24 protein-coding genes are annotated in these 23,068 nt (G+C 56.0%); 13 read left to right on the top strand and 11 right to left on the bottom strand.

The window, feature by feature from the left end; all coding sequences use genetic code 11:
* Window positions 1-29: 29 nt before the first annotated feature.
* The gene (locus tag M0412_RS18750; RefSeq protein ID WP_269700774.1) at window positions 30-632 is read left to right on the top strand and encodes a nitroreductase family protein; all 603 of its coding nucleotides are present in this window, start codon (window positions 30-32) and stop codon (window positions 630-632) included.
* 103 nt (window positions 633-735) lie between these two features.
* Here M0412_RS18750 and gyrB read toward each other — a convergent pair whose 3' ends face one another.
* The 5 genes from gyrB to M0412_RS18725 all read right to left on the bottom strand — a co-directional run bounded on the left by gyrB (window position 736) and on the right by M0412_RS18725 (window position 6,064).
* On the bottom strand, window positions 736-3,171 hold the full coding sequence (gyrB, locus tag M0412_RS18745; protein ID WP_269700777.1) for a DNA topoisomerase (ATP-hydrolyzing) subunit B: 2,436 nt from the start codon (window positions 3,169-3,171) through the stop codon (window positions 736-738).
* 157 nt (window positions 3,172-3,328) lie between these two features.
* Complete coding sequence (locus tag M0412_RS18740) at window positions 3,329-3,694, bottom strand: helix-turn-helix domain-containing protein (RefSeq protein ID WP_046799712.1); 366 nt, start codon at window positions 3,692-3,694, stop codon at window positions 3,329-3,331.
* On the bottom strand, window positions 3,691-4,260 hold the full coding sequence (locus M0412_RS18735; RefSeq protein WP_269700780.1) for a Smr/MutS family protein: 570 nt from the start codon (window positions 4,258-4,260) through the stop codon (window positions 3,691-3,693). The genes M0412_RS18740 and M0412_RS18735 overlap by 4 nt, the downstream gene beginning before the upstream one ends.
* Window positions 4,257-5,369 (bottom strand): murein transglycosylase A, encoded by a 1,113-nt coding sequence (locus tag M0412_RS18730; protein WP_269700782.1) that lies wholly within the window; start codon window positions 5,367-5,369, stop codon window positions 4,257-4,259. The genes M0412_RS18735 and M0412_RS18730 overlap by 4 nt, the downstream gene beginning before the upstream one ends.
* Entirely contained in the window at window positions 5,366-6,064 is a 699-nt protein-coding gene (locus M0412_RS18725; protein WP_269700784.1) for a Tim44/TimA family putative adaptor protein, read from the bottom strand. Before M0412_RS18725 ends, M0412_RS18730 begins: the two co-directional genes overlap by 4 nt.
* Window positions 6,065-6,215: 151 nt before the next feature.
* On the opposite strand from M0412_RS18725, the gene M0412_RS18720 reads away from it, so the two are divergent.
* Both M0412_RS18720 and secB read left to right on the top strand, forming a co-directional pair.
* Window positions 6,216-6,776 (top strand): FxsA family protein, encoded by a 561-nt coding sequence (locus tag M0412_RS18720; RefSeq protein ID WP_269700786.1) that lies wholly within the window; start codon window positions 6,216-6,218, stop codon window positions 6,774-6,776.
* Between the two features lie 102 nt (window positions 6,777-6,878).
* A complete protein-coding gene (gene secB / locus M0412_RS18715; RefSeq protein WP_046799707.1) occupies window positions 6,879-7,361 on the top strand; it encodes a protein-export chaperone SecB in 483 nt (160 codons plus the stop codon).
* Between the two features lie 108 nt (window positions 7,362-7,469).
* Here secB and dnaQ read toward each other — a convergent pair whose 3' ends face one another.
* The 5 genes from dnaQ to M0412_RS18690 are packed head-to-tail and all read right to left on the bottom strand — an operon-like array spanning window position 7,470 to window position 11,071.
* Window positions 7,470-8,168: a DNA polymerase III subunit epsilon gene (gene dnaQ / locus M0412_RS18710; protein WP_142842130.1), complete on the bottom strand. Its 699-nt coding sequence runs from the start codon at window positions 8,166-8,168 to the stop codon at window positions 7,470-7,472.
* A complete protein-coding gene (gene coaE / locus M0412_RS18705; protein ID WP_269700789.1) occupies window positions 8,161-8,766 on the bottom strand; it encodes a dephospho-CoA kinase in 606 nt (201 codons plus the stop codon). The genes dnaQ and coaE overlap by 8 nt, the downstream gene beginning before the upstream one ends.
* Window positions 8,766-9,626: a shikimate dehydrogenase gene (locus tag M0412_RS18700; RefSeq protein ID WP_269700791.1), complete on the bottom strand. Its 861-nt coding sequence runs from the start codon at window positions 9,624-9,626 to the stop codon at window positions 8,766-8,768. Before M0412_RS18700 ends, coaE begins: the two co-directional genes overlap by 1 nt.
* Window positions 9,619-10,218: a Maf-like protein gene (locus tag M0412_RS18695; protein WP_269700793.1), complete on the bottom strand. Its 600-nt coding sequence runs from the start codon at window positions 10,216-10,218 to the stop codon at window positions 9,619-9,621. Before M0412_RS18695 ends, M0412_RS18700 begins: the two co-directional genes overlap by 8 nt.
* Before the next feature lie 31 nt (window positions 10,219-10,249).
* On the bottom strand, window positions 10,250-11,071 hold the full coding sequence (locus M0412_RS18690; RefSeq protein ID WP_269700795.1) for a pyruvate, water dikinase regulatory protein: 822 nt from the start codon (window positions 11,069-11,071) through the stop codon (window positions 10,250-10,252).
* 408 nt (window positions 11,072-11,479) lie between these two features.
* Between M0412_RS18690 and hemE the strand changes: the two genes are divergently transcribed.
* The 8 genes from hemE (at window position 11,480) to M0412_RS18650 (ending at window position 20,226) form a co-directional block, all read left to right on the top strand.
* Window positions 11,480-12,514, top strand: coding sequence for a uroporphyrinogen decarboxylase (gene hemE, locus M0412_RS18685; protein WP_269700797.1), 1,035 nt, complete (start codon window positions 11,480-11,482; stop codon window positions 12,512-12,514).
* Window positions 12,511-13,056 (top strand): protoporphyrinogen oxidase HemJ, encoded by a 546-nt coding sequence (gene hemJ / locus M0412_RS18680; RefSeq protein ID WP_269700799.1) that lies wholly within the window; start codon window positions 12,511-12,513, stop codon window positions 13,054-13,056. The genes hemE and hemJ overlap by 4 nt, the downstream gene beginning before the upstream one ends.
* 186 nt (window positions 13,057-13,242) lie before the next feature.
* Window positions 13,243-14,508 (top strand): transcription termination factor Rho, encoded by a 1,266-nt coding sequence (rho, locus tag M0412_RS18675; protein ID WP_004444236.1) that lies wholly within the window; start codon window positions 13,243-13,245, stop codon window positions 14,506-14,508.
* Between the two features lie 88 nt (window positions 14,509-14,596).
* Window positions 14,597-15,925, top strand: a complete 1,329-nt coding sequence (gene mnmE, locus M0412_RS18670) for a tRNA uridine-5-carboxymethylaminomethyl(34) synthesis GTPase MnmE (RefSeq protein ID WP_269700813.1) — start codon at window positions 14,597-14,599, stop codon at window positions 15,923-15,925.
* 62 nt (window positions 15,926-15,987) lie between these two features.
* A complete protein-coding gene (gene mnmG / locus M0412_RS18665) occupies window positions 15,988-17,871 on the top strand; it encodes a tRNA uridine-5-carboxymethylaminomethyl(34) synthesis enzyme MnmG (protein WP_269700815.1) in 1,884 nt (627 codons plus the stop codon).
* 11 nt (window positions 17,872-17,882) lie between these two features.
* A complete protein-coding gene (rsmG, locus tag M0412_RS18660) occupies window positions 17,883-18,500 on the top strand; it encodes a 16S rRNA (guanine(527)-N(7))-methyltransferase RsmG (RefSeq protein WP_269700818.1) in 618 nt (205 codons plus the stop codon).
* A gap of 19 nt (window positions 18,501-18,519) precedes the next feature.
* Window positions 18,520-19,314, top strand: a complete 795-nt coding sequence (locus M0412_RS18655) for a ParA family protein (protein WP_269700820.1) — start codon at window positions 18,520-18,522, stop codon at window positions 19,312-19,314.
* Between the two features lie 30 nt (window positions 19,315-19,344).
* On the top strand, window positions 19,345-20,226 hold the full coding sequence (locus M0412_RS18650; RefSeq protein ID WP_142842140.1) for a ParB/RepB/Spo0J family partition protein: 882 nt from the start codon (window positions 19,345-19,347) through the stop codon (window positions 20,224-20,226).
* Between the two features lie 62 nt (window positions 20,227-20,288).
* Here M0412_RS18650 and M0412_RS18645 read toward each other — a convergent pair whose 3' ends face one another.
* Entirely contained in the window at window positions 20,289-20,489 is a 201-nt protein-coding gene (locus M0412_RS18645) for a DUF1674 domain-containing protein (protein WP_142842141.1), read from the bottom strand.
* Between the two features lie 119 nt (window positions 20,490-20,608).
* On the opposite strand from M0412_RS18645, the gene htpX reads away from it, so the two are divergent.
* Window positions 20,609-21,568, top strand: coding sequence for a zinc metalloprotease HtpX (gene htpX, locus M0412_RS18640; RefSeq protein ID WP_142842142.1), 960 nt, complete (start codon window positions 20,609-20,611; stop codon window positions 21,566-21,568).
* Complete coding sequence (locus M0412_RS18635; protein ID WP_269700824.1) at window positions 21,565-22,965, top strand: RsmB/NOP family class I SAM-dependent RNA methyltransferase; 1,401 nt, start codon at window positions 21,565-21,567, stop codon at window positions 22,963-22,965. Before htpX ends, M0412_RS18635 begins: the two co-directional genes overlap by 4 nt.
* Window positions 22,966-23,068 lie beyond the last annotated feature (103 nt).

Genomic DNA, 23,068 nt, shown 5'->3' with positions numbered 1-23,068 from the left:
CCTTCCCGTCAACCAAAAGGACATGGCCCGTGACGAACAGCAATTCCCGGCAATCCGAATATCCCGTCGATCCCCTCTTCCTCGACCGCTGGTCTCCGCGCGCCTTTGATGGCAGCGCCATATCGCAGGAACATCTGCTGACCATTCTGGATGCGGCTCACTGGGCGCCCTCGGCATCCAACCTGCAGCCATGGCGATTTGTCTATGCCCACAAGGACAGCGAAGACTGGCCGCTCTTCGTGGAGCTGCTGATGGAAGGAAACCAGCGCTGGGCAAAAAATGCCTCACTGCTGCTGTTCGTGGTTTCCCGGGGCTACAATATCTCCCGCGAAGGCGACAAAAAACCTTCCGCGACCCATTCTTTCGACGCTGGCGCTGCCTGGTTTTCACTCGCGATGCAGGCGCATCTGCTCGGTTATCATGCCCATGGCATGGGCGGCATCCTGAAGGACAGGATCGTTGAAACGCTGGGTATTCCTGAAGGCTACAAGGTGGAAGCCGGGATCGCCATCGGTAAGCTGACCGACAGTTCCGTCCTTCCGGACGATCTGGCGGAAAGGGAAGTGCCGAGCAAGCGCCTGCTGCTTGCGGACGTGGCTTTCGAAGGGCGCTTCACCGGCAAGGCCGATTGATATCGGGCAATTCTGAGAAGAAAAGGCCCGGCGATTATTGATCGCCGGGCCTTTTGTTAAAGTTTCGTTTCACGTGAATCGCTACGCGAGACGCTGCACAGGATTAAATGTCGAGATTGGCGACGCTGAGCGCATTTTCCTGGATGAAGTCGCGGCGCGGTTCCACCTCGTCACCCATCAGGCGGGCAAACAGGCCGTCGGCGTCGGTCGCATCGTTGACCTTAACCTGCAGCAGCGAGCGGACATTGGCGTCGAGCGTCGTTTCCCACAGCTGCTCGGCGTTCATTTCGCCGAGACCCTTATAACGCTGCATGGAAAGACCCTTGCGACCGGCGGCGAAAATCGCATCCAGAAGGGCGCGAGGTCCTGCCAGTTCCAGTGTGCCGTCCTTGCGTTGCAGGACCGGCGGCGTGGCGTAGATTTCCCGGGTGCGGGCCGTGAGTTGATCGATATGGCGGGCATCGGCCGAACCGAGCAGACCCATATCCAGCGTCGAGACCTCCTTGACGCCGCGTACCATGCGCTCGAAGCGCAGACCGCCATCCTCCAGCACCGTGCCAGACCAGCCGCGCTCGGTTTCTTCCGCAATCATGTCCAGACGTCGGGCCACTTCGGCAACGGTTTCCTGAGCACGGGCCGCATCGGCCGAAAGCTCCGGGTTAAGCGCACCGGCAATGGCAGCCTGTTCAACGATTGAACGGCTGTAGCGGGAATGCAGACCATCGATCAGCGAACGCATGCGCAGCGCATCGAGAATGACTTCGCGAAGATCGGCGCCGACTCGAACCTCACCGGTGCCGAGGGTCAGCGATGCTTCCTCAAGACCCATGGAAATGAGATATTCTTCCAGCGCCTTCTCATCCTTGAGGTACTGCACCGATTTGCCGCGTGTCACCTTATAAAGCGGTGGCTGGGCAATATAGAGATGGCCGCGCTCGATCAGTTCCGGCATCTGGCGGAAGAAGAAGGTCAACAGCAGGGTACGGATATGGGCGCCGTCGACGTCAGCATCCGTCATGATGATGATCTTGTGGTAACGCAGCTTGTCGGCGTTAAATTCGTCCTTGCCGATCGACGTGCCGAGCGCGGTGATCAGCGTCCCGATTTCCTGGCTGGACAACATCTTGTCGAAACGGGCGCGCTCGACGTTGAGGATCTTACCGCGAAGCGGCAGGATGGCCTGCGTTTCACGCGAGCGGCCCTGCTTGGCGGAACCGCCGGCGGAGTCGCCCTCGACGAGGAAGAGTTCGGATTTGGCCGGATCGCGCTCGGAGCAGTCGGCAAGCTTGCCGGGCAGAGAAGCAATATCGAGCGCGCCCTTGCGACGCGTCAATTCGCGCGCCTTGCGGGCGGCTTCACGGGCGACGGCCGCTTCCACCACCTTGCCGACGAGGATCTTCGCTTCCGACGGGTGCTCTTCCAGCCAGGTGGAGAGCGCTTCGTTGACGAGGCTTTCCACGACCGGGCGCACTTCCGACGAAACGAGCTTGTCCTTCGTCTGCGAGGAGAACTTGGGGTCAGGAACCTTGACCGAGAGAATGGCCGTCAGGCCTTCGCGGCAGTCCTCGCCCTGCAGGCTCACCTTTTCTCTTTTCATGATGCCTGACGTATCGGCATAGGAGGTGACCTGACGGGTGAGCGCCGCGCGGAAACCGGCCATATGGGTGCCGCCATCGCGCTGGGGAATGTTGTTGGTGAAGCAGAGCACATTCTCGTGGTAGCTGTCGTTCCACCACAGCGCGACCTCGACGGTAATACCGTCCTTCTCGCCATGAATGGCAACAGGCTTGTCCACCAGCGGTTTTTTGGCGCGGTCCAGATAACGGACGAAGGCCTCAAGCCCGCCGTCATACAGCAATTCCTGCTGCTTGACGTCCGAATGGCGCTTGTCGGTAAGCAGGATGCGGACACCGGAGTTCAGGAACGCCAGTTCGCGCAAGCGGTGTTCCAGCGTGCCGTAATCATAATCCGTCATGGTGAAGGTTTCAGGGCTTGCCAGGAAGGTAACTTCCGTGCCGGAGCGGCCTTCATATTCGCCAATCACCGAAAGCGGTGCATCGGCAACACCGTGGGTGAAGCCGATTTCGTGCAGCTTGCCGTTACGGCGGATTCTGAGCTTCAGCCAGACGGACAGCGCATTGACCACCGAGACGCCCACGCCATGCAGACCACCCGACACCTTGTAGGAATTCTGGTCGAACTTTCCGCCCGCATGCAGCTGGGTCATGATGACTTCGGCAGCGGAAACACCTTCAGAAGGGTGGATATCGGTTGGAATGCCGCGGCCGTTATCCGTCACCGTCACCGATCCATCGGCGTTCAGCGTCACCGTCACCAGATCGGCATGACCGGCGAGCGCCTCGTCGATGGCGTTGTCGACCACTTCGTAGACCATGTGGTGCAGGCCCGAACCGTCGTCGGTATCGCCGATATACATGCCGGGCCGCTTGCGCACGGCATCAAGACCCTTGAGGACCTTGATCGAATCGGCTCCGTATTCCGTGTTCACGCCGACTTCGCTTGACGATGTTTCGGTCATAAGTACTCTTTCCAAAGTTTCCTGGCCAGGTTTTCCAGTGAGAAGGCCTGAAGCCAGCGAATCACTCAAATCCGACATGCGACTATAGAAATTCTACACCCAATCCCAAAGGCCGCATGCTTCAGGATGCTGCATAAAGCAGGGGATAGAGGGGGTTTCAATCGCAAGAACGGCTTTTTTGCAGCACCGCTGACAGTTCCTCTATCACACTCGGCGACAGCTTGCGAATATCCCGCGCCAGGCGATTGGCGAAAGCCGTATATTGCGGCGCGAGGCCTACCGTATCTATCACCACCTTGGGGTCGGACGAGCCGGCCAGAAAGAACAATTCCTCAGCCTCGTCCCAGATGATGTTGAAATATCCGGCGATACGCTGGAGCAGATCAAAGCTCGGCTTGCCGCGTTTGCCATGCTCAAGCGCCGAGAGATAGGCGGGCGACACACCGATTGCCGCCGCCATCTGCTTCTGCGTCACGCCCTTGCGTTCGCGAAGCTGCCGCACGGCCTCGGCAAACGGCGTCATGATTTTTCGCCCCGCCGGCGCGCCAGCCGCACATAGAGGGCGCCGTCGCCGCCATGATTGGCGGATGCGTCCTCGTAGGACGAAATCAGGTGGCGATACTCCGGTTTGGAAAACCACATGGGCACCGCTCTTTTCAGCGCGCCGTCGCTACCGATCGAGCGTCCCTTGCCCGTGATCACGAGCACGTGCCTCAGACCCCGTTCATGCGCACGCAATAAAAAATCCAAGAGCACCGCATGGGCTTCGCTCTGAAACATGCCGTGCAGATCAATACGCCCTTCCAGCGGCAACCGGCCACGGGTTAGTTTGCGTTTGACCGGTTTTTCCATCGGCTGATGAATTTTCGGCTTTTTGTCCAAGGTTGCCGGCGGTACGTCAACCGGTTCCGCAAGCATGCGCGGAAAAGGGCTGCTGCCGGTTTGCGGGATAATGGCCTCCGTCGGGGCCTCTTCTATGTCGTCGAAAGCCAGCAAATCCTCCAGCCTGCCGGAGATAGGCCGCGCGGTTCTTGCGACCTTGCCCCACAGAATGCGTTCTTCCTTGCCAAGCTTTCGACTGCCTTTCATCGCCGATACCTTTCCGCAGCAACGCGCGGCAGCAGTATATAAAAATCGGCCTCATTACGCACCGTGCCGGCAAGCTCTCCTGCCTCGAAACCGGAGCCGGTGAAAATATCGCCCCGCGCCGGGCCGACGATAGCCGAGCCCGTATCGAGCGCCAGCATCAGCCGGGCGAAGGGTTTTCCATTATCCAGATGGGTCAGGGTTGGCGCATGGATAAAAAAGGGAAAACCGAAAGTATGGATAAGCCTGTCCACGGCCAGCGCCCGCCCGGCAACCAGCGGCACCTTGGCGGCGGCAATCGGTCCCACGTCCTGATCCACGACATCTGCCTCGCGGAAAAAAATGAAGGAGCGGTTATGCCACAGCACCTCATCTACCTCATCCGGGTGGTCGGCAAGCCACTTGCGGATCGTCTGCATCGAGATCGTTTTCGGGTCCAGTTCGCCGCGATCCAGAAGCAGCCGTCCGATCGGTGAAAACGGATGCCCGGCCTTGGCCGCATAAGTGATGCGTTTTACCGTACCATCCGGAAACACCAGACGGGCCGCACCCTGAACGTGGACGAAAAACAGGTCGACTTTCGATTTCGCCCAGGCGATCTCAAGACCCCTACCCTCCAGATATCCCTCATCGATCACCCGGCGATCGGGAAAATAGGAAATGCCGTCCTCTTCCGCTTTTGCAAAAGCATAGGACGGATCGAAACCGGCGGGACGATTGTCGTCGTTTATATCCACCAGCTCAGGCGGTCTTCGATAGATTGGGTGGCACCATACATCATCACGAACGGATGATACTTCCAGCTCGGGTTCATAGAAGGCGGTTACAAAACCGCTTTTTCCTCCAGATGGAGAAATTTTAAAGGGTACACAATTCGTCTCGAAGAAGTGGCGGGCCTGTTCCGGACTAGCTCCGTCCTTCTCATCGGCCATTTCCAGAAGAGAAACCAGCTCAGCAGCGGTCAGCCCCAGCGCACCGCTCCTGTAAGGTTTCGCATTCCGGAGATGCGACAGAACCGTCCGCATCACCGGAAAAAGCTTGCCGGGATCGTCTTCCTGCCAGCCGGGCAGGTTCTGGAAAGCAACTTCCTCGATCGAAAAGGGCGCGGTCATTGCTCGGATTCGGTGGCGATCAGCTTCCAGTTCGGATCGCGCGAGCGCATGTCACGCGAGAAGGTCCAGATATCGTCCACTTCCGCAACCGCATCCGGGTCACCATCCACTAGCTTGCCGTCCTTGTCATAGGTTGCCGAAATCAGCTGGCTGACGATCCTCAGCGTGATCTGCACCTCGGAATCGCGAATGCCGGCCTGGGTGATATCGGCTTTCTCGATACCCACGAAAATGGATTTCACGACTTCGCCGCGGCTTTCGCGTTCGGAGATCGCCGCCTCGAAGCCTTCGAAGACCTCTTTCGACAAGAGATTCTTGAGGGTATTCCGGTCGCCATCAGCAAAACCCATGACGATCATCTCATAGGCCATGCGAGCACCGTTCAGGAATTCCTTGGGCCGGAACGTCGGGTCCTTGGTCATCACTTCGCGCAGGGACGCATTCAAGGAAGAATCCACGGGTGCCAGAGCATCCGCCTCGGCAAAGGGATTTTCATCCTCGGCCTCACCGCGTTTCGGCAGGGTCACGACCTTGTTATCGTCCGTTACAGGGCCTTTGGCGACATCACGCGGGCTATAAGGATCGAATGGCGGTTTCTCATTGCCCGTCCGGCGGCCGAGAACGCTGCGCAACTGAAGGAATATCAGCACCGCCGCAACGAGAAAAAACAATGTGATAAAGTCGCTAAAGCCCATCTTTTACCAAAACCGCCATTTAAATTCGAAAACCACACCATCATATAGTCTGCATCTTATCATCATTCAAATGTGCAGATTCAATCATTGGTGTCCCAGGGTGTCCTCAGGAACCGGCAATCTGCCAGAGATGCACACGCAAGGCTAGAAGATGCGTTTTTCCTTTCTCCCCATTGTCATCCTGATGATGCCCATTCTCGAAATTGCCGGCTTCATCATTGTCGGCAAAGCCATAGGCCTCTGGCTGACCCTGGCACTCGTTCTCTTCACGTCGTTTCTCGGATTTCTCATCCTGCGCCTCGGCGGCATCGGCATGGTGAGAAATCTCCAGGATGCGGGACGCAACGGCGCCCAGCCGGCGGACGAGCTGGTCAATGGCGCCATGCGGGTCGTTGCCGGGATCCTGCTTATCATCCCTGGTTTCATCACTGACATCCTCGGCCTTCTGCTTCTGTCGACCACGGTGCGGCGTTTTTTCTGGAAGGCTTTTGGACCGCGTGTCGTCGTGGCGGGTTCGTTCCGCCAATCGGGCCGGCAATCAGGTCATCAGGCCGGTCCACAGCCGGGAGACTATTCCGGGTTCCGTAATGGTTCGGAACATGCGGGCAATTCGAAAGTGGTTGATCTGGACGAGGAGGAGTTTCACCGTGAAGAGCAGAAGGGCTCTCCATGGTCGCACAAGCCGGATGATCGCGATCTGCCCAAGCCCTGATCCCCGCTTAGAACCGATGTAAGGCCCCGATCACGAAGGGTTGTAAGGCTCCGGTCGAAATGATAGACCGCCATCCACGAATTCACGCCGCGAGGAAACGTAATGACCGCTGAAAATGGTGCACAGGGCGCAGTTAGTCCTTCCCTCAACATTCTTACCCAGTACATCAAGGATCTTTCCTTTGAAAATCCGGGCGCACCTCGTTCGCTTCAGGCTCGTGACAATGCGCCGGCGATCAACATCAACGTCAATGTCAACGCAAACCCGATCTCCGGTTCGGATTTCGATGTTGTTTTGTCGCTGAATGCGGAAGCCAAGGATGGTGACAAGGTCCTGTTCGCGGCCGAGCTGGTTTATGGCGGCGTGTTCCGCATTGCCGGTTTCCCGCAGGAGCACATGCTGCCGGTGCTGTTCATTGAATGCCCCCGCCTGCTGTTCCCCTTCGCCCGTCAGATCATTGCGGACGTTACCCGCAACGGTGGTTTCCCGCCGCTGATGATCGACCCGATCGATTTCGCTCAGATGTTCGCCCAGCGCGTTGCCGAAGAGCAGGCCAGAGCCAAGGTTCAGGCCGTACCGAACTGAAGCCTTCAACAGTCTTCAAAAAAACAAACCCGGGTTCTTCGCCCGGGTTTTTCTTTGCCTTCATTTTTCTTTTTCGGCATTCGCTGTTTTTTGGGTCTGAGCAGATCTTCAATTCTGATAACGGTTCCAGATCGCCTTGTCGCCCATGCCGAGAACGAGCTTGCCATGGGCTGCAACCGTCTCCGTATCCAGCCGCGACGCCAATGCCCTCGGCCTCTGTAGCGGCTCGAGTGGCACATCGTCCTCAATGATGACTGCTTCCTGCTTGGCGGCGGAACCGAAACCGAGGGCCGTCTGACGCCCGCCGATCATTTCGATATAAACTTCTGCAAGCAATTCGGAGTCGAGAAGCGCGCCGTGCTTTGTGCGATGGGAATTGTCGATACCGTAACGCCGGCAAAGCGCATCCAGGGAATTCGGTCCCATCGGGTTCTTGCGACGGGCGAGCGAAAGCGTGTCCGTCACCAGATCGGCTGCAACTGGCTCAATGCCGAGACGGGCAAATTCCGCATTGATGAAACCCATATCGAATGTCGCATTATGCGCCACCCAGCGGGCACCCTCGAAAAAATCGCGGATCTGATCGACGACTTCGGCGAATTTCGGCTTGTCTTTCAAGAAGTCATCGGTGATGCCGTGAACCGCAAGCGCGTCCGGATGAACCTTGCGGTCTTCCGGGCTGATATAAAGATGCAGCGTCCGGCCGGTCGGAAAATGGTTGATCAGCTCAATGCCGCCGATTTCAATCACACGATCCAGTTTCGATTCAAGGCCCGTGGTTTCCGTATCGAAAATGATCTCACGCATTATTCTCTCCGTGACCCGTCTTGGCCAATCTCTGCAATATTCCTCTTACCTGATCCCGTGCCGCTTCGACACCATTTCCGCTATCGATGACGAAATCGGCGCGCTGGCGTTTTTCGGCGTCTGGCATCTGCCGGGCCAAGATCATTTCAAATTTCTCTTGCGTCATGCCGGGCCGGGATAAAACACGCTGCCGTTGAATGTCCGGCGCGCAGCTCACCACCACTACCTTATCGACACGCTTCTCCGCCCCGGTTTCAAACAGCAGTGGAATATCGAGAAGGGCGAACTGGCGACCAACTTCCCTCGCCTCCGCCAGAAAAGCTTCCTGGCTTTCACGGACCAGCGGGTGGACAATCGCCTCGAGCCTACTGAAATTAGCCGGATTCCCGCGCAGAACTTCAGCGAGTTTCTGCCGATCCACAGCGCCGGAAATGCTGGTACCGGGAAAGGCCGCTTCAATCAGCGGAACCGCTTGTCCACGATAAAGCGCGTGTACGACCTCGTCCGAATCCAGAACCGGAACGCCTTCTTCGGCAAACAGCTTCGCCGTCGTCGTTTTCCCCATTCCTATCGAGCCGGTGAGACCGATGACGATCATCAATGTTTCTCCATGTCCGCAATGATCAGGGAGCGGAGAGTTTCATCGACTTGCGGCATTTCACCGAACCATCGCTGGAAGCCGGGTTTTGCCTGGTGAAGCAGCATGCCGAGCCCATCCACCGTTGTTATGCCCTGCGCTTCCGCCATCTTCAGAATTGGTGTTTTCAACGGTACATAGACGATATCAGTCGCGACAGCGTTGGTGGCGAGTGGCGAAAAATCGAATTCAGGCGCTTCGGTGCCGTCCATGCCGAGCGATGTGGTATTCACGAAAAGCCCGGCACCCCGCATGACTTCATGAAGTGCCGCCTGCGGGTGCGAAAAAACCCGGGGGCCAAAACGGTCGGCCAGTTCCCGCGCGCGCTCAACTGTGCGATTCAGGACGTGGATTTCGGCAATGCCCCGATTGCGCAGGGACTGAATGACCGCCCGGCTCGCACCGCCGGCTCCCAAAACCACCGCACGGTCGGTCTTGTCCCAGCCGGGATGGCGCTCATCGAGATTGGCGACGAAACCATAACCATCCGTATTGGTGGCGTGGAGCTTACCTTCTTCCACCCAGATGGTGTTGGCGGCACCCAGTTCTTCTGCCAGAGCATCGGGGCTGTCGGCTAAGTTATAAGCGGCTTCCTTGTGCGGAATGGTGACGTTGCCTCCAACCGCCGTACCCGGTTTGGCTTCCTTAAGTGTGGCAATGAAATTCGGAAAATCGTCCGGAGAAACTTCCACAGCCCTATAGGACCCGGCAATGCCGAATTTCTTTAGCCAGTAGGAATGGATGATCGGTGAGCGCGAATGCTTGATCGGGTAACCCGCGACGAAGGCGTTTATGGTTAATGTTTCACGTGAATCAGCCATCGATGACATCCATGTCGCGCAGTTTCGATAAAAGTGGCAAAAGCGGTAGGCCAAGAATCGTGAAATAATCCCCCTCGATGGAGGTGAATAGCTGGATTCCCTCCCCTTCGAGCTGGTAGGCGCCGACGCTGGTCAGGGCTCTGTGACCCACCCGCTGCAAATGACGGGAGACAAATTCGGCGGTCAAAATCCGCACGGCAAGTTCCGCGCTGGAGACCGTCTGCCATATCACCTCACCGCCATGAACGAGAACGGCGGCACTGTTCAGCCGGTGAACCTTACCTGATAATGACAGCAGATGGGCTTCGGCCTCCGCCATGGTTTTCGGCTTATGATAGACACGGGTCCCGAGCGCCATGGTCTGGTCACATCCAAGAACCAGCGTCGCCGGGTGCAGCCTGCCGACTGCAAGGGCCTTTGCCTTTGCCAGTTCCAGCGCGACCTCTTCCGGGTTCGCGCCGTCTCGTTCCAGCTGCTCATCGAGCGCACGCTCATCAATATCCGCGGGTATTGCAGAAAATGTCAGCCCCGCATTGCGCATCAGCATTTGGCGGGATGCACTGGACGAGGCGAGGATCAACTCTTGTTTCATCGACTGTCTGCTCCGAATGGTGAGATTCGGATTATCGTGTCCTTTGGCGAAGGGCAAGGATGGCAGCGGCCGTTTCCTCAATGGAACGGCGTGTGACATCGATCAGCGGCCAGTTGTTGCGGGCGCAGAGCGCACGGGCATATTTCAGCTCTTCCATGATGGTGGCGCGATCCGTGTAGCGGCCACTGTCAAATCCGCCCGTCACACCGAGTTCGCGGTTCTCGCGCACCTGCGATATGCGGTCTGACGTCGCGACAAGACCAACGATCAGCGGACGGGTGGCTGCATAGAGGCTATCGGGCAGGGGTACATTGGGAACGACCGGAATATTCGCGGTCTTTATTCCCCGGTTGGCGAGATAGATGCTGGTTGGGGTTTTTGACGTGCGGCTGATGCCGATGATGATGATATCGGCCTCGTCATAGGTTTCAGGCATTTGCCCGTCATCATGATCCATGGCGAAATTGAGCGCTTCGATCCGCGCAAAATAATCGGCATTCAACGCATGCTGCGCCCCCACCCGTCGTCGCGATGGCGCACCGAGATAAGTCTGGAAAATGCCGATGATCGGTTCAAGGACATTAACGCAGGGGACGCCGATCGCATGGCAGCGCAGATCCAGAAACTCGGCCAGCTGCTGGTCGACGATGGTATAAAGAACAATGCCCGGTTCCTTGTCGATAAGATCCACGACCTGGCCGAGCTGTTTCTGGTTCCTGATCATTGGATAAACATGTTCCACCGGCATTGAGGCATGGAACTGGGCCGAGACGGCGCGACCCGCCGACATGAGAGTCTCTCCCGTTGAGTCCGAAATCAGGTGCAGATGGAAGAAACTTTTTTTGTTCTCCACGCTGTTTTTCTCCCGCTGTTGATAAACCGGGACAAACTTCAAAATTGTCCTGAGGGCCGAGCCGCGACGTGAATAAGGTGGTGTTTTTCCACAATCCGCAAGTGGCTGCAATCCTGCCCGGCGTGCCTGTGAATTACTGGAAGAATGTAAAACTGTTCAAACTTTTCCCCAGATTATCCACAGATGGGATGATTTCAGTTGGAAATCTAAAGTACTGAAATTATTTTGAAAATATCTGTTTTCCCAATTAGCTTGTGATGCTGCGCCGAGCAATATCCGTTGGTGCTCATCAAACCCTGCGGCTGCGGCATTTCGACTGGAATGATTTTAATCCTTGCTACCCACAGACTCTAAGAAATAGAAAATCTTTTAAATCTCTTTGATTTTATTTTTTAGAAGTTGGGTGCCATGAGCGAACGCAAGGTAATGATGGTGTTGAACGGGCAGACGGTCACACCGCCACCCATATGGCTGATGCGTCAGGCGGGACGCTATCTTCCGGAGTACAGGGAAACGCGAAAGAGCGCGGGAAGTTTCCTTGATCTCTGTTATAATCCCGAGCTGGCAACTGAAGTGACCCTTCAGCCCATTCGCCGGTTCGGGCTTGATGCCGCCATTCTCTTTTCCGATATTCTGGTGATACCGGATGCGCTTCATCGCAATGTATCCTTCAGCGAAGGAAAGGGTCCGGCCATGGATCCGATCGATGTACGCGGCATCGAGAAGCTGGATTCGACGGATGTGATGGCGCATCTTGCGCCCGTTTTCGAAACCGTTTCGCGTCTGCGCAAGACGTTGCCGGATGAAACGACGCTTCTTGGCTTCTGCGGCGCGCCCTGGACAGTTGCGACCTATATGATCGCCGGCCATGGGACACCGGATCAGGCGCCAGCGCGGCTGTTCGGGTATCAGGAACCCGCAGCCATGGAAAAGCTGCTGGCTTTTCTTGCCGATGTTTCCGCCGATTATCTGGTGGCGCAGATCGATGCCGGTGCTGATGCGGTGCAGATTTTCGATTCCTGGGCCGGCGTGCTCGGTGAAAAGGAATTCGAGGAATATGCGGTAAAGCCGGTTGCCCGTATTATCGCATTGGTGCGTGCTCGCCGGCCCTCAGCAAAGATCATCGCTTTCGCCAAGGGTGCCGGTTATCTTCTCAAGGATTATCGCCGTAAAACGGGCGCAGATGCCATCGGGCTCGACTGGTCTGTGCCGTTGACCTTCGCCCGGGACTTGCAGAAGGAAGGCCCTGTGCAGGGCAATCTGGACCCGATGCTGATGGTGGCGGGCGGCAGGGCGTTGCAGGATGGCATCGATGCGGTGCTGCAGGCGCTCGGACAGGGCCCACTGATTTTCAATCTCGGCCATGGCATCACGCCGCAGGCCGACCCGGAAAACGTTGCAAGACTGGTGCAGCGGGTGCGTGCTGGCGGAGCCGCGGTATGAGCGAGGAGAAACAGACCTCCGCCCGCTCCGGAAACAGGGCAGCCCTGCGGGCTGGTATCGCACTCGGTGTCTTTGCGGTTTTTGTTGCGCTGTTGTTTTACGCCGATCCAGCCGATCTCTATCTCTGGCTCAAGGCGCTGCATATCATCGCGGTCATTTCCTGGATGGCGGCGATTTTTTATCTGCCGCGGCTCTTCATCTATCACACCGACGCGCCCGCCGGTTCGCAGCAATCCGAAACCTTCAAGGTGATGGAGCAGCGCTTGATCAAGGTGATCATGAACCCGGCGATGATGATAAGCTGGATATTGGGGCTTTATCTGGGATGGTCGGTTTATGGTTTTTCCGGCGGCTGGTTACACGCGAAAATCGGGCTGGTCGTGCTTCTAACAGCCACTCACGTTTATTTCACCCGCAGCGCCAGACGTTTCGCGAGGGATGAAAACACCCGACCTGCCCGTCACTGGCGGTTGATGAACGAGGTTCCAACCGTGCTGATGATCCTCATTGTCATACTTGTGGTTGTGAAACCGTTTGGTTAAAGGGCTTTCACGATAAATTTCGCGGAATTCGTGCTTTCCTCTTGCAGCGGCCGTATTCAGTCGCTATTTTCAGGCCACTCATCTTCGTGGCATGTGAATTACTCAGTCATCTGCGGCATTTCCCACAGCATCTGATTCGCGAACACGCCCTCCCCCGACATTACATTATTAGACGGTCTTCCCTTCATGGCTGAAATGAAGCTTCAGGAACTTAAGAGCAAATCGCCTACCGACTTGCTGACTTTTGCCGAATCCCTGGAAGTTGAAAATGCGAGCACCATGCGCAAGCAGGAGCTTATGTTCGCAATCCTCAAGGTTCTCGCGAGCCAGGACATCGAAATCATCGGCGAAGGTGTCGTTGAAGTCCTGCAGGATGGTTTCGGGTTCCTGCGATCCGCAAACGCAAACTACTTGCCCGGTCCGGACGATATTTATATTTCCCCCTCGCAAATCCGCCGTTTCTCTTTGAAGACCGGTGACACTGTTGAGGGACCGATCCGTGGCCCCAAGGAAGGCGAGCGTTATTTCGCGCTTCTGAAGGTGAACACGATCAATTTCGATGATCCGGAAAAGATCCGTCACAAGGTTCACTTCGACAATCTGACGCCGCTCTACCCGAATGAGCGCTTCAAGATGGAACTGGATGTCCCGACATCGAAGGATCTGTCGTCGCGCGTGATCGATCTCGTCGCACCGCTCGGCAAGGGCCAGCGTGGTTTGATCGTTGCACCGCCGCGTACCGGTAAAACGGTTCTGCTGCAGAACATCGCACACTCCATCACGGCGAACCATCCAGAATGTTATCTGATCGTTCTCCTTATCGATGAACGCCCGGAAGAAGTCACTGACATGCAGCGCTCGGTCAAGGGCGAGGTTGTTTCCTCCACATTCGACGAACCGGCTGTCCGTCACGTCCAGGTCGCTGAAATGGTCATCGAAAAGGCGAAGCGTCTTGTCGAACATGGCCGTGACGTTGTGATCCTGCTCGACTCCATTACCCGTCTCGGCCGCGCCTATAACACTGTTGTTCCCTCTTCCGGCAAGGTTCTGACCGGCGGTGTGGACGCCAACGCCCTGCAGCGCCCAAAGCGCTTCTTCGGCGCTGCGCGTAACATCGAAGAAGGCGGTTCGCTGACGATCATCGCAACGGCGCTCATCGATACGGGCAGCCGTATGGATGAAGTGATCTTCGAAGAGTTCAAGGGTACCGGCAACTCGGAAATCGTGCTTGACCGCAAGGTTGCCGACAAGCGTATCTTCCCGGCTCTGGATATTCTCAAGTCCGGTACCCGTAAGGAAGACCTGCTGGTGCCGCGTCAGGACCTGCAGAAGATTTTTGTTCTGCGTCGTATTCTTGCGCCGATGGGAACGATGGATGCCATCGAGTTCCTGATCGACAAGCTGAAGCAGACAAAGAACAATTCCGATTTCTTCGAATCCATGAATACCTGATCCGGAGTTTAGCCGGATTCATCTGAAAACCTTGAAGCCGCGTCCGTTTGTTCGGATGCGGCTTGACTGTTTTAAACCGAGGTGAGTGATGCCAGCTTCCGCCGATACGATCTATGCGCTTTCAAGCGGTGCTCTGCCGGCGGGCGTTGCCGTGATCAGGATCAGTGGTCCCCAAGCATTTCTGGCTCTAACGACGCTGACAGGTCGAGAAACCCCATTACCAAGGCGGGCCGTTCTGAGTTCGATTCGGGATCGAAACGATGAAATTATCGATCAGGCACTGATCCTCGTTTTTCCTGCGCCGAGTTCCTTCACGGGTGAAAACTGTGTCGAAATACACAGCCATGGTAGCCGCGCGGTGCTCGCTTCAATTTTTGCCGAACTGGACAATCTGGAGGGGTTTCGCCCTGCTGATGCCGGTGAATTTTCCCGCCGTGCTTTTGAAAACGGCAAGATGGACCTTCTCGAAGTCGAAGGCCTAGCCGACCTGCTGCAGGCGGAAACCGAGATGCAGCGGCGCCTGGCAGTTGAACAGAGCACGGGTAAACTCTCTGCGCTTTATGATGGCTGGGCAGGTCGCTTAACGCGTGCCCGCGCGTTGATCGAAGCGGAACTGGACTTCGCCGATGAAGACGATGTACCGGATTCGGTCGCAACTCAGGTGTGGGAGGCGATGTTGCAGTTGCGGGGGGAGATTGCCGATCATCTTCGCCAGGGTAATGGTGGCGAAATCATCCGTGATGGGTTTAAGATCGCATTGGTGGGTGAGCCGAATGCCGGTAAATCCACTCTGCTTAATGCTTTGAGCGGCCGTGATGTTGCGATCGTTACCGATATAGCGGGCACAACGCGGGACGTCCTGAGTGTCGATATCAATCTGGATGGTTATCTTGTCCGGATATTCGACACCGCAGGTATTAGGGAGACCGAGGATGTCGTGGAACGGGAGGGCGTGCGGCGAGCGAAATTAACAGCCGAGAATGCGGATCTCATTTTACTGCTTCAGGATAACGATTCGCCTCCGAAACAATCTTTCATTTCGTTTGGTAATGCTCGTCACCTCTATCTGCGCACGAAGTCGGCTCTCTCTACAGATTCCGCAGAAAATGCCTTTGACCTTTCTATCTCTGCTAAAGAGGGGCATGGGCTGGATGAACTGCGAGCGGTCATCACCCAGGAGATCAGGAACCGGGTTGGTACCGGTCAAACGTTGGTTCCAGCTCGTGCCCGTCACAAAAAACGGCTTGAAGAGACGCTGAACTATGTTAGTGATGCGCTGGAATCCGAAGCCATGGACCTTGCGATAAGGTCAGAATATTTAAGGCTTGCGGCGACATCGCTTGGGCGCATTACCGGCCGTGTTGATGTGGAAGATTTGCTCGGCGTAATCTTCTCGGAATTCTGCATAGGAAAATGATTCACGTGAAACATTGGCTACCGCGGTGGCTATGTGGATGATTTAGGACAAGGCGCAGGCATATGCACCAATCATTTGATGTCATAATTATCGGCGGTGGCCATGCCGGCAGCGAAGCCGCCGCCGCGGCCGCGCGACATGGTGCAAAAACCGCCCTCATCACCCATAAGCGCGAGACTATCGGCGTGATGTCCTGTAACCCCGCGATTGGCGGTCTTGGCAAGGGGCATCTGGTTCGTGAGATTGATGCGCTTGACGGCTTGATGGGCAGGGTCGCTGATGCTGCCGGCATCCAGTTCCGTATGCTTAATCGTAAAAAGGGTCCGGCCGTTCGCGGGCCGCGGACGCAGGCTGACAGGCGACTTTACCGCGAGGCGATGCAGCGTGAAATCGACGCGATTGAAAATCTGACGATTATCGAGGGCGATGCCTTCGATATCGAGATGGCGGATGGGCGTGTCTCCGCGGTTATTATGGCGAATGGTAGCCGGATTCCGTGTGGTGCGGCTGTTTTGACCAGCGGCACTTTTCTGCGTGGCCTGATTCATATTGGTTCCGAAAAGATTCCTGCCGGTCGTGTCGGCGAAAAGCCATCCGTGGGTCTCTCCGAGACACTTTCTCGTCTTGGCTTGGTCATGGGGCGGTTGAAAACCGGCACGCCTGCCCGGCTCGATGGTCGCACCATTCACTGGGATGCCGTCGATCGACAGGGGGCGGATGAAGATCCGGTGCCTTTTTCCTTCATGACGGATCGGATTCTCAACCCGCAGATTGAGTGTGGCGTAACCCGCACGACGCCGGCCGGTCATAGGATTATCCAGGACAATATTCATCTTTCAGCGATGTATTCCGGGCAGATTGAGGGCGTTGGCCCACGCTATTGCCCGTCCATCGAAGATAAGATCACCCGTTTTGGGGAGCGGGACGGCCATCAGATATTTCTGGAACCGGAAGGTCTGGACGACCATACTATTTATCCGAATGGTATCTCGACCTCCCTTCCCGCTTCCGTGCAGGAACAGTTTATTCGTACGATACCAGGGCTTGAACAGGTCACTATTCTCCAGCCCGGTTACGCCATCGAATATGATTATGTCGATCCGCGGGAGCTCAAGCCCTCGCTTGAATGCCGTAAAATTCCGGGCCTATTCCTGGCGGGGCAGATCAATGGCACCACTGGTTATGAAGAAGCCGGCGCTCAGGGTCTTGTTGCGGGACTGAACGCTTCTCTTTATGCGAGCAATACCGATCCGCTCTATTTCAGCCGAACGGAATCCTATATCGGCGTCATGATCGATGATCTGACCTCGAAGGGCGTAAGCGAACCCTACCGGATGTTTACATCGAGGGCCGAATATCGGCTTTCCCTGCGTGTGGATAATGCCGATTTGCGGCTAACGCCAGTTGGCCAAAGAACCGGGATTATCGGTTCCAAGCGCGAACAGCGCTTTGAGGCATTTATTGCTGATCTGGAATCGGGTCGCGAGCTGATGAAGGCAGCTAGCATCAGCCCTTCCCAGGCGGCGAAACAGGGATTGAAGCTCAATCAGGATGGTCAGCGCCGTTCCGTTTATGAATTGCTCGCTTATCCTGATATAACACTGGATGTTCTTACGCAGCATTGGCCGGAGCTGCAGTCGCTTCGTGGCAAGGTTGCGGAAACTCTGGAAATTGAAGCAAGTTATGCGGTTTATATGCAGCGGCAGAGTGCGGATATTGTTGATATCAAAAGGGATGAAGACAGAAAAATCCCGGATGATTTCGATTTCCAAAGCCTTTCAGGTCTTTCCAATGAACTGAAACAAAAGTTGGAAAAGGCCCGTCCCGAGAACATTGCGCAGGCTGCACGTGTTGACGGTATGACGCCGGCTGCTATATCGCTGTTGCTTGCCCTACTGCGAAAAAGTTCTGCTGGGCAAGGCGAAAAATTACGCATGCACCAATAGCGAGTCGGATTATGAAGATAAACGGCCAGAGTGTTTCACGTGAAACACATGAGAGGCTCGAACACTTTGTCGAGCTTTTTAAGAAGTGGAATAAAACCACCAACCTGGTCGCGCCCTCCACTCTCACAGAGCTTTGGAGTAGGCATGTGGCCGACAGCGCCCAAATATTCCAGCTGTCTCCCAAGGCACAAAGATGGGCTGACTTAGGCAGCGGCGGCGGTTTCCCGGGCGTTATAACCGCTATTTTTCTCGCGGAACTCGGCGATGGTTGGGTAGATCTGGTTGAAAGCAATAATAAAAAGGCTGCATTTTTGCGGATCGCCCTAAAGGAAACCGGCGCAAGAGGCAGCGTTCATCCGATAAGGATCGAAAAAGCGCCTGAAATTGTCAAAACCTGCGATGCCGTTTCCGCTCGAGCACTGGCCGAGCTTGATCTGCTTTTCGACTATATTCATCCCTGGGCGCAGAATAATCCCGATCTCAAGGCCTATTTTAATAAAGGCCGGGATTATGATTCCGAAGTGCAGAAAGCGCATGGTCGCTGGCAGTTTGATCTGGTAAAACATCAGAGTGCCATTGAGGCAGATTCTGTTGTTCTTGAAATCAGCAACCTCACTTTGAGACGCTGACAAGCTGGCCAGGTGCGGCATGACTTTTGAAAAAAACCGGATTATCGCAGTCGCAAACCAGAAAGGTGGCGTTGGAAAAACAACGACCGCCATTAATCTGGCAACGGCGCTGGCTGCTATTGGTGAGCGCGTACTGATCGTTGATCTGGATCCGCAGGGAAATGCCAGCACGGGGCTGGGGATTGACCGAAAGGAGCGTAAGCTTTCTTCTTATGATCTTCTGGTGGGCGATCACACCATCGGCGAAGTCGCCGTTCCGACGGCAGTTCCAAATCTCGATATTGTGCCGTCGACCATGGATTTGCTCGGTTTCGAGATGCAGGTTGCCAATGTTTCCAACCGGGTCTTTCTGTTGCGCGCGGCCATGGAAACGCAAGAGGCAAGAGATTATTCCTATATTCTTGTCGATTGCCCGCCTTCTTTCAATCTTCTGACCATGAACGCCATGACGGCCGCCCACTCTGTGCTGGTGCCGCTGCAGTGTGAGTTTTTTGCTCTGGAAGGTCTTAGCCAGTTGCTGGATACTGTCAGCCAGATCCGCAGCTCGGTTAATCCGCAGCTTGATATACAGGGTATTGTTCTGACGATGTTTGATGCGCGGAACAATCTTGCGCAACAGGTTGTTACGGATGTGCGTACTCATTTGGGAGAAAAGGTTTACCACACGCTTATTCCGCGTAATGTTCGCGTGTCAGAAGCGCCGTCCTATGGTAAACCGGCAATTCTTTATGATCTGAAATGCGCCGGTAGCCAGGCTTATTTGCAGTTGGCATCGGAAGTGATCCAGAGAGAGCGGCTGCGCAAAGCCGCCTGACGTCCGCCGGAATGTATGGAGTAATATCTTATGAGTGATGATCTTTCCAAGCGTCGACTCGGACGCGGTCTTGCTGCATTGATCGGCGAAATGGATCAGCCAATGCCGGTGGGCGAGCCGCAGCGCACCGTCAATGCTGACCGCACCATTCCGATTGAATTCATCGCTCGCAGCCAGAGAAACCCAAGACGTCATTTCGATGAGAATGAATTGCAGGATTTAGCCGCATCCATTCGCCAGCATGGAATTGTGCAGCCTGTGGTCGTACGGACGGTTGCAGCCAACCGTTACGAGATTATTGCCGGTGAAAGACGCTGGCGTGCGGCGCAGCTGGCTGGTTTTACCGATGTGCCTGTCATCGTTCGAGATGTGGACGACCGCACGGCACTGGAGCTGGCCATTGTTGAGAACGTTCAACGTTCAGACCTGAACCCGCTTGAAGAGGCGATGGGTTATGAACAGCTGATTGCCGAACACGGCTATACCCAGAATGATCTCGGCGAGATTATTGGCAAGAGCCGTAGCCATGTTGCAAACAGCCTTCGGCTTCTGAAACTTCCCGATCCGGTACGGGACATGCTTGCAGACGGTTCCTTATCCGCAGGTCACGCGCGGGCGCTTGTTTCCACGTCTGATCCGGCAAATCTGGCGCGGACGATCGTCTCCAAGGGATTGTCGGTGCGTGATGCTGAGCGTCTGGCACAGAACGATATCAAGTCACAGGGTGACGTGACAGAAAAGCGGCCGACGGCTGAGAAGGATTCTGATACGGTTGCGTTGGAGCGCAGCCTGTCGGACGCCCTGGGGCTTGATGTGAAGATCAGCCACAAGGGTGGTTCGGGGCAAATCCGCATTGGATATCGGACGCTTGAACAGCTGGAAGCGATCTGCCGGCTTCTGGAACAAAAATAGTCAACTATCTGTTTTTGTTGATAAATACCCGCTTAAGGCGGGTATTTTCGTTTTGGCGCGGCTCAAAAGTCGATTGCACGGCCTTTTATCTCATAGTCGCCGAAACGAACGGGTTCGGCACCGCCGCGGCCGCCCGTTTCCGGCGGCAATTGAAGGTCTGCCTGTTGCCGGCGTCTCTCTTCGGCTTCTTTCAGGGCACGCTCAGCTGCCGGAGATAGCCGTCTCGGCGTTTCCGCGCCGTTGTCATTATCCGCATCTTGCATGAGAAATCCTCCCTATGACGGGATATTGAAATATGTTTGGCGTTTACCAGATTATATAATCAGGTGGGGTTTAGAAACCCCACAATGGTTTCCGATGAACGACAAGGAGATTTTAACGGATGAACATGATGCGCACGGCAATGCTTCTGGCCTTCATGACGGCATTGTTCATGGGTGTCGGTTTTCTGATCGGCGGCAAGGGCGGCATGATGATTGCCCTTCTCATTGCTGCGGGTATGAACCTCTTCTCCTATTGGAATTCGGATAAAATGGTCCTCTCCGCCTATCGCGCGCGGGAGATTGACGAGGCCAATGCACCCGAATTTTTCCACATGATCCGCGATCTCTCGCACAATGCCGACCTGCCGATGCCGAAGGTCTATATTTACGACAGCGCCCAGCCCAACGCCTTTGCGACAGGACGGAACCCGCAGAATGCCGCAGTGGCGGCCTCCACGGGTCTGCTGGAGCGTCTTACCCCGGAAGAAGTGGCCGGCGTTATGGCGCATGAGTTGGCGCATGTGCAGAACCGCGACACGTTGACCATGACGATCACGGCCACGCTGGCGGGTGCTATCTCCATGCTCGGTAATTTCGCTTTCTTCTTTGGCGGCAACCGCGAAAATAACAATAATCCGTTCGGCTTTATCGGTGTGCTGGTTGCGATGATCGTTGCGCCGCTCGCCGCGATGCTGGTGCAGATGGCAATCAGCCGTACGCGGGAATATTCCGCCGACCGCCGCGGTGCGGAAATCTGTGGGAACCCGCTGTGGCTTGCCTCGGCGTTGCAGAAAATCTCCGGTATGGCGCAGCAAATTCACAATGACGATGCTGAGCGCAACCCGGCAACAGCGCACATGTTCATCATCAATCCCCTTTCCGGTGAGCGCATGGACAATCTCTTCTCCACGCATCCGAATACGGAAAACCGCGTGGCAGCGCTGCATGCCATGGCACAGGAGTTTTCCCCGCGAGCATCGACGCCGTCGCCATCGGGTGGTAGACCTCTGCGCAAATCAGGCTCCGTTCCCAATACGGGACGAAGCAACGAAAACGAGCGCAAGGGACCGTGGTCTTGACATCCGATATTCAGAATAAGCCGGCCCGGTCCAAAAAAACGAGATCTGGACAAGCGAGACCGGGACAAGGCAGGGGCCGCGAAGACGGCCCTTCGTCGTTCGAGGATAAGCCAGGCCTTGCTGCGCGCATCGCCGCGACCCGAATTCTCGCTGCCGTTCTGGAAAAGAAGACCTCGCTTGATGGCATGCTGGATAGCGAAAATGGCAATCCCGTCTATCGGGCGCTTTCCATTGCGGACAGGGCGCTGGTGAGAGCCATCGTCAACAGTGCGCTTCGCCACCTTCCCCGCCTTGAGACGGCATTGTCGATGCTGCTTGACGGGCCGCTGCCACAGGGTGCGCGATCGCTGCACCATGTACTTGTCGTCGGCGCGGCGCAGATGCTTTATCTCGATGTCCCCGATCATTCCGCCGTCGATCTGGCGGTGGAGCAGGCCCATCGCGACCCCCGCAACAAGCGTTTCGTGAAGCTGGTCAATGCGGTTCTCAGGCGGCTTGGCCGGGAGAAAACGGAAATCGAGCAGGCCATTGCCGACGTGCCGGTGTTGCCGGACTGGTTCTATGCGCGGCTTGTTTCCGCTTATGGCGATGACGTGGCGCAACGGATTTCCGAAGCACAGCTGACGCCGTCCTCCATTGATCTTACAGTCAAGACCGATCCGACCCTGTGGGCGGAAAAGCTGGGCGGCACCGTTTTGCCGAATGGCAGCGTGCGCCTTGGAGATTTCGAAGGCCAGATTCCCTCGCTTGAAGGTTTTACCGAGGGCGCCTGGTGGGTGCAGGATCTTGCCGCCAGCATGCCGGTGCGGCTGCTGGGCGATATCTCCGGCAAACGTGTTGCCGATCTTTGTGCCGCCCCTGGCGGTAAAACGGCCCAGCTGGCGCTGGCGGGCGCTAAAGTGACGGCGCTGGATCAGTCCGGCAATCGTTTGCGACGGCTCAGGGAAAATCTCGACCGGCTTGGCCTCCATGCCGAAACGGTGGAGGTGAACATGTTGAAGTACCAGCCGGAGCAACTGTTTGACGCTGTTCTGCTCGATGCGCCCTGTTCATCAACCGGCACGCTGCGCAAACATCCCGATGTCTGCTGGACCAAGGATGAAACGGACATTGCCAAACTTGCGGCTCTTCAGGGCCAGATGTTGCGGCATGCACTGACATTGGTGGGTTCTGGCGGTATCGTTGTATTCTCCAACTGCTCGCTTGATCCTTCGGAAGGCGAAGAGATGATTGCGCAGGTTCTGGCGGAAAATCCAGATGTGGAGCGTATTCCCGTTCGCAAGGAAGACTGGCCGGGAATGGAATCGGCTGTCAGCTCAGAGGGTGATCTGCGAACGACGCCGGATATGTTCGGCGGTGTCGACGGGTTTTTTAGCAGTGTCTTGCTTAAGAAGTAGAAAAAAGCGAAGCTTTCGCGAATCATTGATATTTATCGATAATGTTCCGGTCATCGCGGTTCACTGATAAAAACAAAACATGTGAAGCGGGAAACACAGCTTG

It is taken from the genome of Agrobacterium sp. O3.4, assembly GCF_041414895.1.
Lineage (GTDB): Bacteria > Pseudomonadota > Alphaproteobacteria > Rhizobiales > Rhizobiaceae > Agrobacterium > Agrobacterium cucumeris.
Note: the sequence above shows the minus strand (reverse complement) of the source record. Positions and strands in the feature narration are given on the sequence as shown.